We start from the raw sequence: 12,283 nt of genomic DNA on the forward strand, positions 1-12,283 counted from the left end.
ATTTCCATATTATATGAAATTCATGTGTGTTGTTTTAGAAGTAGTCTATTTTTATTAAAAGAGGTTATAAATTATTTTAATATAATTAATTAGGTGGGGCATTATGAAGAAGTAGGATTTATATAAAACTAAATTTAAGTGATTCTGTTTGTTGATTACATAGAGAGTTATTGAATGAGATAGAGTCTATGGCGTTTAAGGAAATGTCTATATATAGTGGGTAAATCCTTATGAAATCTATACATTTTCTTTAGTGAAATAAAGTATGATTATAAAAGTATAACCAACTTTTATTACTAGGTCATAAAAGTTGTTGACAATATAGAAATTCTATTGTTATGATTCATCATGTGGAAAGGTTGATAGAGAGTAAAAAGAGAAATGTTTTTCATTGATAATAAAAGCGAAAAATAAGTGACGATAGAGTGAGTATATTTTCCTTATAATAGATGCTTTTTGGATCATCTAGTAAAATCAATCTGGAAGCAAGAATTGATATATGTAAGTTGCGCAAGGCGCGGCATAAGAAAGGGGCAAAAGGATGAAGGAGCTTCATACGTTTGGGTGGTATGCAGCACGTGTATCACCACATTTGCCGAAAAAAGCATTTAAACCAGTGCCTACTCGTTTATTTGGTGGACTGGCTTATTTGATTGTGGCATTGGCGGGGTTAATATCGATTGGTGTATTTGAATTGAATGTGTGGGCGAATCTAGGAATTGCGATTGTTCTTGGATTATGTTTTGCTTCACTTGGATTTTTAGGGCATGAAATTTTACATGGAACTGTTGTAAGAAAGGCATGGCTTCGTGACTTCTTAGGCGCGATTGCATTTATGCCATTATCAACAGGGCCAAAGCTTTGGAGAAAGTGGCATAATGCAACGCATCATGTTCATACACAGCATGAAGAGAATGATCCGGATGCATGGCCGACACTTGAGAAACTTAAGAAGAGTAAGTTTTTGAGTTGGGTATATCGTATGCCTCTACATGTACGTTCATTCTTTAGTTTTCTGTCACTAACAATTCAATTTACATTGCATTCGACTCGAATGTTCTTTCATTTTATAAAAGAGTTCAAGTCATCCAATCAAAAATCTGTATGGCTTCAACTTCTTTTGCCTTGGACAGTTTGGATTAGTTTATTGTTTATTATGGGACCTGGAAAATGGTTATTTGCATATGTTATTCCGTTGTTGATTGCTAACTTTATTGTAATGGCATATATCGCAACAAATCACCGCTTAAATCCAATTGTTCCAGTAAATGATCCGTTAGCAAACTGTTTATCAGTAACAGTGCCGCGCTGGGTAGACGTTTTACATTTCAATTTCTCATATCATACAGAACACCATCTGTTTCCTGCTATGAGCTCTAAATACTATCCGTTAGTAAAAGAGAAGATTAAAGAAATGTGGCCGGAACGTTATCACGAAATGCCGATGACAAAAGCATTGGCAGCACTTTGGAATACACCACGTGTGTATTATCACGGAAGTGAATTAGTGGATCCGCATAGAGAGCATTTCTATGGTTCTTTAGGAAATGGACTAGATCCTCATAATATTTCATATCGTGAGGAACATATAGAGGAAGACGAGAGTATTAAAAAAGTAAATCAGTAAAAATTAATATATTTTTGCAGTGAAAAAGCAAGCCATCTCAGGCTTGCTTTTTCTTATAAAGAAACTTCCTTTTTGTTCTTTTTATGGACTTGGAAGGAGTTAGTTTCTTTTCGTTGTAATCGTTTTTCTAAAAGATTAACAAAATAAGTAAATAGAAGAACAAGTACGAGATAGTATGCACCAACGATTATGTAAGTATCTAATTGTTGGAAGTTACCTGCTGCAATTGATAAACCTGATCCCCATAATTCGGACAGTCCTACGTAAGCGACAAGTGAAGAGTCTTTTAATCCGATAATAAATTGGTTTCCTAGAGGAGGAAGAGACAGACGAAATGCTTGTGGTAATATAATCCGGCGCATAGCTAAAGGGTAAGGCATACCTAAAGAGCGAGCTGCTTCTAATTGTCCCCGGTCAACGGATTGAATAGATCCACGGAAAATTTCCGTAATATATGCACCGTTATGAATTGCTAAAGCGATTGCTCCTGCCCAAAAAGGGGTAAAAACAACAACGGATGTAATCCCAAAATAGAGAATAGCGATTTGAACAATTAAAGGTGTACCACGAATAATAGCAATATAGATATGAGCAATGCTATTTAAAACTTTGTTATTCGAAATTCGAAAGAAAGCGAATAATAATCCAATTAATGAACCGAGTACTAGGGAAGTTAATGTTAATTGTAATGTGACAATAGTAGCTTTTAAGAGTGTGGGATAGGAAGAGATAAAAATTTCAAACATGCGTTTCACCTCATATTGTATAGATTTTAGTAGAGAATGAAATGCCCCACATAAAATGAACACTTAATCAGTGGGGCACTGTTTATGAATCTTTTGAATGGCTAACTTACTTACTTCGTTTTTTCCTCTTCACCAAGAATATTACGCCCGAACCATTTTTTACTGATCTTTTCATACGTACCATCTTTAATGATTTCATCTAACGCTTTATTTACTTTCTCAACCATTTCTTTATCATCTTTGCGAATAGCAATTCCCATTTCATCAAGATTTAATGGTTTTCCGGCTTCTTTTATATTCGATTTTCCTTCTTTTATCATACGTAGACCAACCATTTGATCCGTAATTACTGCGTCAACACGCCCAGGCTCTAAATCCATAAGAGCAGTAATATCGCTGTCATATTCTGTGATTTGATCTGTATATTTTGCAACAAGATTTTTAAAGGTACTAGCTTTTACAACACCAATTTTCTTACCTTTTAAATCTTCTGGAGAAGAGATAGCGGTATTCTTTTTAGCCACAAAAATTTGGGCGCCAGAGCGATAGTACGGATTTGAGAAACTAACAGCTTTTAAGCGCTCCTCTGTAATTGCCATACTACCCAGTATTACATCATATTTCTTCGCTTGAAGACCTTGAATTAGCGTTTCCCATGGGTTTGTAACTGGCGTAGCCTTCATGTTCATCTTTTTAGCAAGAGCTTCACCGATTTCTACATCAAAGCCGACAAGTTTGCCGTCATTTTCTTTATAGTTAAAAGGTTTGTATAATCCACTCATCGCATAGCGAAATTCTTTTTCACCATTTGATGAAGTAGTAGAGCTTTCTTTGCTACAAGCTCCTAGTATGAAGGATGTACATAGTGTAATGCTCGCAACAATGGTTAATAGTTTTCTTTTCATAAAACCCCTCCTATATATTGATCATACGGATGGTTTTAAGTATGTTATTGAAATATTTTATTTGGATGATTAGTTGTGCACCGTATGAATGTATTCCTTTTCGTTTGAAACAGAAGTTACATTATAAAACGTTGCGTAAAAATTGTTTTGCCCGTTCATGTGATGGAGCTGAAAAGAATTGTGCTGGCGGAGCATCTTCTACAATCTTTCCATCGTCCATAAAGATGACGCGATCAGCTACATCTCTTGCGAAATTCATTTCATGAGTAACAATAACCATTGTCATCCCTTCTCCAGCAAGTTCTTTCATAACTTGCAATACTTCTCCAACAAGTTCAGGGTCTAAAGCTGAGGTAGGCTCATCAAATAGCATAATCTTAGGGCTCATTGCAAGAGCTCGTGCAATGGCAATACGCTGTTTTTGACCACCTGAAAGAAGATGAGGAGTTACATCCGCTTTATCTTGAAGGCCGACTTTTTGGAGAAGTTGATTTCCAATATCTTTTGCATTTGCTTTCTCTAATTTTTTTACGTGAATAGGTGCTTCTATGATGTTTTCTAGTGAGGTCATATGAGGAAAGAGGTTAAAGTGCTGAAAAACCATACCGACATTTTCACGGACTTTATTTAAATTTGAATGCTTTGGATCAATCCGCTCACCTTGTAAGTGAATTTCGCCTTCATCGTACATTTCTAAAAAGTTAAGACAGCGAAGTAATGTACTTTTACCAGAACCACTGGCACCAATTAAAACAACAACTTCTTTTTCTTTTACTTCTAAATCAATTCCTTTTAACACATCAAGTGAACCGAATGATTTTACTAGATTTCGAACTTGAATCATACAAAACCCCCAGTTAAAAATATATTTTACAAATGTTGCCCCTTATTTCTGTTATTAGTCATAAATTGTCAGAATCCTTTATTTTTTCGTGCAATTTGATATTCAAAGAAATAATAATTTTTAAAATCTCTATATCCTTCTATAATGAAAATATGGATAATAATATATAGGTAGTATTTATATTGCTTATAAAAAGGGGGAAAGAGAAGATGGAAAAAGAAAGGAAAACATTTTCTTTTGGATTACGTACACAACTTATGCTATTCACTACAGTTTTAGCTTTCATTACATATTCAACAAGTATATTTTTTATTTACGTGATATACGATTATTTTCAAAGTTATGTAAGTCAAACTGTATATAATATTATCGTTATGCTATTAGGGGTAGTATGGTCTGGAATTTTAGCATATGGAGCAGCTGTATTTTTAATTAAACCGCTTCGAAAGTTAGAGGAGGCGGCAAGAAAAGCAGCTGAGGGTGATATTCGTGAAGATGTTCCATTACCGAAGACAGATGATGAAATTAAATCTTTAAGTGTTGCATTTAATATGATGTTAGGAAACTTAAGGGGCATGGTAAAAAATATTGATACAACATTTTCGTATACAAATAATCAAGTACAGCAGATTAGAAAACAAACAGGCGAAGCAACGAAACAAGCACAGGGTGTATCTGAGACACTTGCAGAGATTTCTTCAGGCGCTGAGCAATCAGCGGCATCAATTCAAGCGATTGTTTCTGCTGTTGATACAACGACGTCTATTGCAAGTGAAGTAGAAGAAAAAGCGAAGCAGTCTGATACGTTGTCTTCAGAAATGGTTCAAGCTTTAGGGCATAGTACTCGTGTCTTTACGTCTTTAATTCACGGTATTCAAACATTGGCAAAAGAAAATGAAGATTCAATGCAAAATGTACAGAAGTTAGAAGAACGAATGAAACAAGTAGAACATATTGTGTCTGTTGTGAGTGCGATTGCTAGCCAAACGAATTTATTAGCACTAAATGCTTCTATTGAGGCAGCTCGCGCAGGAGAGCATGGAAGAGGCTTTGCGGTTGTTGCGGAAGAAGTAAGGAAACTTGCTGATGAAAGTGATCATTCTGCAAGAAACATATCGCAGTTATTACGGAATATGCAAGATGAAGTACAACAAGTTGCAATGAAAATGACAGAACAAGTGAAAATAGCTAAAGAAGAGGCGAAGCGTGGGGAAGCTACGGAATTAATTTTAAAAGAAATGTCATCAAGTGTTATGGAAGTAGCCGATGCAACTCAGCAAATTAGTAGTTATATGAATGAACAAGTGAGCCACATTCATCAAACAGGAGCACAAACAAAAGCTGTAGCAGCAATTGCTGAAGAAACTTCAGCTGGTTCACAAGAAGTGGCGCGTGTGACGCTACAACAGTCTAAAAATATGATAGTAATCGATCAATTATTAAAGGATTTAGAGAAGCAAGCAACCGATTTGAAACAAACAATTGAACGATTTTCAATGTAAAAGGAAGAACAAAATGCTGTTCTTCTCTTTTTTATTTAGTTTGATTTAATATTTACAGTTAAACTATGAACGTTTCCGCAACATTCTTTTCTCTCCCTTTCGGATGAAAATTATAGCGAGCTATAATATTAAAAGGGGTGTCTTTTATGAAAAAAGAAAAAAGACAACGGTTAATTAAACAATTTGTAAAGGAGTATGAAATAGATAAGCAAGAAAGATTAGTAGAATTGTTAGCAAAAAAAGATGTATTAGTAACACAAGCTACGGTTTCTCGCGATATTCGTGAGTTAAACTTAACGAAGGTACCTTCTCAAGAAGGATTAATGATATATAAAGTTTTCTCAGAAGAGCATTTACAAACTGATATAAAGTTAAAGAAAAAATTACGAGAGGTTGTTGTAAAAATTGATTGTGTAGATCAATTAATGGTTATTAAAACATTACCTGGTAATGCACATGTTATTGGTGTTTTATTTGATGAATTAGATTGGAAAGAAAAAATAGGATGTATATGTGGAAATGATACATGCCTTATAATTTCACAGTCGAAATCAGATAGGGAGATTATAGAAGAAAGGTTAAATTTAATTATTTAGATGCAAAAATCCTGTTTTTAATTTTATTAAAAACAGGATTTTTGTTTAAATACGGAAGTTAAATATTCAACATATATGCGTAATATATGTATTTTTTATTGAAAAATCGAGATAGTTTGTTATAAAAATACATATTCGTATGATTTTAAAAAAATAACTTGTTTAATATTTCACAATGATAATGTGGATGATTTCACAAAGATGAAAGTGCAGAGCATTTATTATGTACTTGTAAGACATCAAACATATTTAAAAGGAGGTACAACAAATGAAACATCCGATACATGTTACTTCAGAAATTGGGGAATTACAAACGGTTTTATTAAAACGACCGGGTAAAGAAGTGGAAAACTTGACGCCAGATTATTTGCAGCAATTATTATTTGACGATATTCCATACTTACCAATTATTCAAAAAGAGCATGATTATTTTGCACAAACGTTACGCAATCGGGGTGTTGAAGTTCTTTATTTAGAAAAACTAGCCGCTGAGGCGTTAGTAGACAAAAAACTTCGAGAAGAATTTGTTGATCGTATTTTAAAAGAAGGACAGGCCGACGTAAATGTTGCACATCAAACTTTAAAAGAATATTTACTTTCCTTTTCAAATGAAGAATTAATTCAAAAAATTATGGGCGGTGTACGGAAAAGCGAAATTGAAACAAGTAAGAAGACACATTTATATGAATTAATGGAAGATCATTATCCGTTTTACTTAGATCCAATGCCTAATTTATATTTTACTCGTGATCCAGCAGCTAGCGTGGGCGATGGCTTAACGATAAATAAGATGAGAGAACCAGCGCGTAGACGTGAATCATTATTCATGGAGTACATCATTAAATATCATCCAAGATTTGCAAAACATAATGTACCAATCTGGTTAGATCGTGATTATAAATTTCCAATTGAAGGTGGCGACGAGCTAATTTTAAATGAAGAAACAATTGCAATTGGAGTATCTGCTCGTACTTCAGCTAAAGCAATTGAACGTTTGGCTAAAAATCTCTTTAGCCGACAAAATAAAATTAAGAAAGTGTTAGCAATAGAAATTCCAAAATGCCGAGCATTTATGCATTTAGATACAGTATTTACAATGGTTGATTATGACAAGTTTACAATTCACCCAGCCATTCAAGGGCCAAAAGGGAATATGAATATTTATATTTTAGAAAAAGGATCAGATGAGGAGACTCTTAAAATTACACATCGTACTTCTTTAATGGAAGCATTAAAAGAGGTATTAGGCTTAAGTGAATTAGTTCTTATTCCATGTGGAGGAGGAGATGTAATTGCTTCTGCTCGTGAACAATGGAATGATGGCTCGAACACATTAGCAATCGCACCAGGTGTAGTTGTTACATATGATCGCAACTATGTATCCAATACGTTATTACGGGAACACGGTATAGAAGTGATTGAGGTGCTAAGTTCAGAATTATCTCGTGGTCGTGGGGGTCCACGTTGCATGAGTATGCCAATTGTTCGTAAAGATATTTAGTATAAATAACGGAGAAAGTAGGGATGAAGCATGTTAATGACTAGACCAAATTTAAAAGGAAGAAGCTTTCTAGCAGAAAAAGATTTTACACAAGAAGAATTGTTATATTTTCTAGATTTAGCAGCAGAATTAAAAGAGAAAAAGAAAAATGGTATCCCGCATCATTATTTAGAACATAAGAATGTAGCGCTCTTATTTGAAAAAACCTCCACTCGTACGCGCTGTGCATTTACGGTAGCATGTACAGATTTAGGGGCGAATCCTGAATATTTAGGGAAAGGTGATATTCAGCTTGGGAAAAAAGAATCCGTAGAGGATACTGCAAAAGTGTTAGGGCGTATGTTTGACGGAATTGAGTTTCGTGGATTTAATCATGAGACTGTAGAATCTTTAGCACAAAATTCTGGTGTGCCAGTTTGGAATGGATTAACAGACATGTGGCATCCAACACAAACACTAGCAGATTTATTAACAATTAGAGAACATGTAGGGAAATTGAAAAATGTGAAGCTCGTTTACGTTGGAGATGGACGAAATAATGTTGCTAATAGCTTACTAGTTGGTGGAGCAATCGTTGGAATGGATGTACGTATTTGTACACCGGAATCTTTATGGCCTGCACAAGAAGTAATTGATTTAGCAAAAAAATATAATGAACAGGTAATGATAACAAGTAATGTGGAAGAAGCTGTTGCGAATGCAGATGTAATTTATACAGATGTATGGGTGTCTATGGGAGAAGAAGAAAAATTTGCTGAACGTGTCGAGTTATTGAAACCTTATCAAGTAAATATGAAAATGATTAAAGAAACAGGGAATGAAAACGTGATTTTCTTACATTGTTTACCTGCATTTCATGATGTTGAAACGATGTATGGCGAAGAAGTTTATGAGAAATATGGGTTGAAAGAAATGGAGGTAACTGACGAAGTATTCCGCAGTAAACATTCAAAAGTATTTGATCAAGCTGAAAATAGAATGCATACAATTAAAGCGGTTATGGCAGCTACTTTAGGAAACATGGAGTAAAGAAGAAAGGGAGTCTTCCTTTCTTCTTTCTCCTCCTTTAGACACTATCATTCACTATTGCTTTTGTATTGTTATTGCAATTAAAGAGAGGTGAGTGGAATGGGTGAAGATAAGAAATTAGGGTTGTTTACACTAACGGCTCTTGTAGTTGGGTCTATGATTGGCGGTGGAGCCTTTAATTTAGCGAGTGATATGGCAAAAGGTGCTGGTGCTGGAGCCATTATTATTGGCTGGGTTATAACAGGAATTGGGATGATTGCACTTGGATTATCTTTTCAAAATCTAACTGTAAAACGGCCAGATTTAGATGGTGGTATTTTTAGCTATGCAAAAGCAGGGTTTGGTAATTTTATGGGATTTAATAGTGCGTGGGGATACTGGCTATCTGCTTGGCTTGGGAATGTAGCTTACGGTACATTATTATTTTCTTCATTAGGATATTTCTTCCCGATCTTTGAAGGCGGTCAAAATGTAGAATCCATTATTGGTGCAAGCGTATTATTGTGGTGTGTTCACATGTTAATTTTACGTGGAGTTCAATCAGCAGCACTTGTGAATTTAGTAACTACAATCGCAAAATTAGTACCTGTATTTGTATTTATTGTCATAGGAATCTTTGCGTTTCATATTGATACGTTCTTAGATGGATTTTGGGGGCAAACTGGTTCTTTTTCATGGGGAGCAGTTGGCAGCCAAGTTAAAAGTACAATGCTTGTAACTCTATGGGTATTTATTGGGGTAGAAGGGGCTGTTGTTTTATCCAGTCGAGCAAAAAATAGAAGTGATGTAGGGAAAGCAACGGTTATTGGCTTAATTGGTACACTTATCATTTACATTTTAATCACATTATTGTCTCTTGGACTTATGCAGCAAGCAGATATTGCTGGTTTGAAAAATCCAGCTATGGCTTATTTATTTGAAAGTGTTGTTGGAAAATGGGGTGCTATTTTTATTAATCTAGGTTTGGTTATCTCTGTATTAGGTGCTTGGTTAGGTTGGACTTTGCTCGCTTCTGAAATTCCATATTTAGCGGCTAAAGATGGAGTATTTCCAAAATGGTTCGCAAAAGAAAATAAAAATAAGGCTCCAGTAAATTCATTATGGATAACAAATGGTTTAATTCAAATATTCTTGTTAACATTCGTCGTTTCTGATCAGGCGTATAACTTTGCATTCTCTTTAGCATCTTCAGCCATTTTAATCCCATATGCTTTTTCAGCATTTTATCAACTGAAGCATAGCTTAAAATCTGAAGAAGTAGATCGAAATAAAAATATAATAATTGGTTTGATAGCAAGTATTTATGGCGTGTGGTTAGTTTATGCAGCTGGTTTAGAGTATTTATTATTAACAATGACTTTATATGCGCCAGGTATTTTTATTTTTTACAATGTTCAAAAGCAAAAGAGTTCGAAGCAAATATTTACTCGAGTGGAATTAGCATCATCCGTAGCAATTGGTGCTTTAGCATTCTTTGCGATTTATGGATTAATTACAGGCAGTATTACTTTATAAAGCGCTGTGAAAGCGAAATCAATTGGAGGGCTGGAATATGGCACGAAGAAAAATTGTAGTGGCACTAGGAGGAAATGCGATACAGTCTGGAGAAGCTACTGCGGGAGCGCAGCAAGAAGCGTTGGAAAAAACGGCAGAACAACTTGTGAAAATAATGGAAAATGATGTGGATATAGTAATTGCGCATGGAAATGGCCCACAAGTGGGGAATATTTTATTACAGCAAAAAGCTGCAGAAACGGAAAAGACACCTGCAATGCCATTAGATACTTGTGGGGCAATGAGCCAAGGGATGATTGGATATTGGATGGAAAATGCGATTGAAAAGGCATTGAAAAAACGGAATATACAAAAAGATGTAGCAACGGTTATAACACGCGTTGTTGTGGATAAAAAAGATGAGGCATTTAAAAATCCAACTAAACCAATTGGTCCTTTTTATACAGAAGAAGAGGCCAGAAGATTAATGGATGAAACGAAAGCAGTGTTTAAAGAAGATGCTGGTAGAGGATGGAGACGTGTTGTTCCATCACCGAAGCCTGTAAGTATTCATGAACATAAAGTTATTAATTCTTTGGTCGAAGATGGAAACATAGTGATAGCTGTTGGCGGAGGGGGAATTCCAGTAATTGATTCCGAAGAAGGGTTAAAAGGAACTGAAGCGGTTATCGATAAAGATTTCGCTGCACAGAAATTAGCAGAATTAGTAGATGCCGATACGCTCGTTATTTTAACTGCAGTTGATCATGTGTATGTAAATTATAATCAACCGAATCAAAAAAAATTAGAGCATGTCAGAGTGAATCAACTAGAAGAATATATGGAAGAACAACAATTTGCCGCGGGAAGCATGCTTCCAAAAATTGAAGCTGCGATTAATTTTGTTAATACAAATCCAAAAAGAAAAACAATTATTACGTCTTTAGAAAAAGTATATGAAGCACTAGAAGAAAAAGCTGGTACTATTATTTCAAAACAGAATGTATGCATGTATGTTTAAATTATTATGTACGCTACTTAGTAGTAAAAAAAGAATGAGGTTAATAACTTCATTCTTTTTATTTATTAATATTTTTTGTACTCATTGTTCATAAAGTTTTCATGATGAAATCTGAATATATAAGTTAATTATGATAAAATTCAAATTGAATACGCTTTCTTGATTTTTCGCTCCAACATACAGCAAGAGAGAGGGAATTTTATGAATAGACGGAACGTAGTGAAAGACTTAAAGCAGTTCGAATTATTTGCTCATTTAACAGAAAAAAAATTGAAAGGCTTAACAGAGTTTGTTTATTGGCGAACTTATAAGAAAGGTCAATTTTTATTTTTAGAAGGGGATTCAAGGGAAAGAATCTACTTCATGTTAGATGGTTTTGTAAAGTTAGAGCGGGTTAATCAAAATGGGAACTTATTATACGATGACTATGTAAAGCGGTATTCTATTTTTCCTTATGGTGGTATGTTTACAGACAGAGGATATAACTATACAGCAGAAGCAATGACGGATGTGGAAGTATATTATATTCCAACGGTAATCTTTGAAGATATGGTGAAATCCAGCAGAACGCAATTGATGTACGTTGTTCAGCAATTATCATCTATATTAAAATTGAACGAAAATCGGGTGCAAAATATTACAATTCCTAATGCACAAGATCGTGTTATCCAAACGTTAAATTATTTAATGCAGGATTTAGGAGAACAGAGTGGGGAAAAGATTGTAATTTCATGTCCACTTACAACAATTGAAATATCCAAAATATCTGGAACATCTCGAGAGACAGTTAGCAGCGTATTAAAACAATTAAAAAATGATAGCATTGTTACAATTTTAGATAAAAAAATTACAATACATGATCCAACATATTTTGAAGAAATCTCTATGTGAAAATGGTATATTGATTTTTTAATTCATAATGTATATTAATAAGGTTCTTTATATATTTATAAGGAACTTTTTTACGTTATCCTCTATAAAAAGATTGTATAGTATGGTAATAATAGCTAAAATCGAT

General features: G+C 34.4%; 10 protein-coding genes and 2 pseudogenes. 9 read left to right on the forward strand and 3 right to left on the reverse strand.

What is annotated here, in order from left to right; genetic code table 11:
- The first annotated feature begins 541 nt into the window (after positions 1–541).
- Complete coding sequence (gene desB / locus AC241_RS02110) at positions 542–1,627, forward strand: Delta(10) desaturase DesB (protein ID WP_050842467.1); 1,086 nt, start codon at positions 542–544, stop codon at positions 1,625–1,627.
- Positions 1,628–1,680: 53 nt separating this feature from the next.
- Here the strand turns inward: desB and AC241_RS02115 are convergent, their stop codons facing one another.
- The 3 genes from AC241_RS02115 to AC241_RS02125 all read right to left on the reverse strand — a co-directional run bounded on the left by AC241_RS02115 (position 1,681) and on the right by AC241_RS02125 (position 4,122).
- The gene (locus AC241_RS02115; RefSeq protein ID WP_140163721.1) at positions 1,681–2,436 is read right to left on the reverse strand and encodes an amino acid ABC transporter permease; all 756 of its coding nucleotides are present in this window, start codon (positions 2,434–2,436) and stop codon (positions 1,681–1,683) included.
- A gap of 47 nt (positions 2,437–2,483) precedes the next feature.
- Positions 2,484–3,278, reverse strand: a complete 795-nt coding sequence (locus AC241_RS02120) for an ABC transporter substrate-binding protein (RefSeq protein ID WP_000823754.1) — start codon at positions 3,276–3,278, stop codon at positions 2,484–2,486.
- A gap of 121 nt (positions 3,279–3,399) precedes the next feature.
- Complete coding sequence (locus AC241_RS02125) at positions 3,400–4,122, reverse strand: amino acid ABC transporter ATP-binding protein (protein WP_050842468.1); 723 nt, start codon at positions 4,120–4,122, stop codon at positions 3,400–3,402.
- A 374-nt stretch (positions 4,123–4,496) separates the two neighbouring features.
- Between AC241_RS02125 and AC241_RS35975 the strand changes: the two are divergent.
- The 8 genes and pseudogenes from AC241_RS35975 to AC241_RS02160 form a co-directional block, all read left to right on the forward strand.
- A pseudogene (locus tag AC241_RS35975) lies at positions 4,497–4,682 on the forward strand (HAMP domain-containing protein); the annotation flags it as partial.
- A 369-nt stretch (positions 4,683–5,051) separates the two neighbouring features.
- Positions 5,052–5,624 (forward strand): annotated as a pseudogene (locus AC241_RS35980) (methyl-accepting chemotaxis protein); the annotation flags it as partial.
- A gap of 146 nt (positions 5,625–5,770) precedes the next feature.
- A complete protein-coding gene (gene argR, locus AC241_RS02135) occupies positions 5,771–6,220 on the forward strand; it encodes an arginine repressor (RefSeq protein ID WP_000711826.1) in 450 nt (149 codons plus the stop codon).
- A gap of 268 nt (positions 6,221–6,488) precedes the next feature.
- Positions 6,489–7,721: an arginine deiminase gene (arcA, locus tag AC241_RS02140; protein WP_000682344.1), complete on the forward strand. Its 1,233-nt coding sequence runs from the start codon at positions 6,489–6,491 to the stop codon at positions 7,719–7,721.
- 30 nt (positions 7,722–7,751) lie between these two features.
- Positions 7,752–8,750, forward strand: coding sequence for an ornithine carbamoyltransferase (argF, locus tag AC241_RS02145; protein WP_050842471.1), 999 nt, complete (start codon positions 7,752–7,754; stop codon positions 8,748–8,750).
- 99 nt (positions 8,751–8,849) lie between these two features.
- Positions 8,850–10,265 carry an arginine-ornithine antiporter gene (gene arcD / locus AC241_RS02150; protein ID WP_000503413.1) on the forward strand — a complete coding sequence of 472 codons (1,416 nt, stop codon included), beginning with the start codon at positions 8,850–8,852 and terminating at the stop codon, positions 10,263–10,265.
- Positions 10,266–10,302: 37 nt separating this feature from the next.
- Positions 10,303–11,265 (forward strand): carbamate kinase, encoded by a 963-nt coding sequence (gene arcC, locus AC241_RS02155; protein ID WP_050842473.1) that lies wholly within the window; start codon positions 10,303–10,305, stop codon positions 11,263–11,265.
- 201 nt (positions 11,266–11,466) lie between these two features.
- Positions 11,467–12,156, forward strand: coding sequence for a Crp/Fnr family transcriptional regulator (locus AC241_RS02160; protein ID WP_001081905.1), 690 nt, complete (start codon positions 11,467–11,469; stop codon positions 12,154–12,156).
- Positions 12,157–12,283: the final 127 nt, after the last annotated feature.

Source organism: Bacillus thuringiensis, assembly GCF_001182785.1.
GTDB lineage: Bacteria > Bacillota > Bacilli > Bacillales > Bacillaceae_G > Bacillus_A > Bacillus_A thuringiensis_S.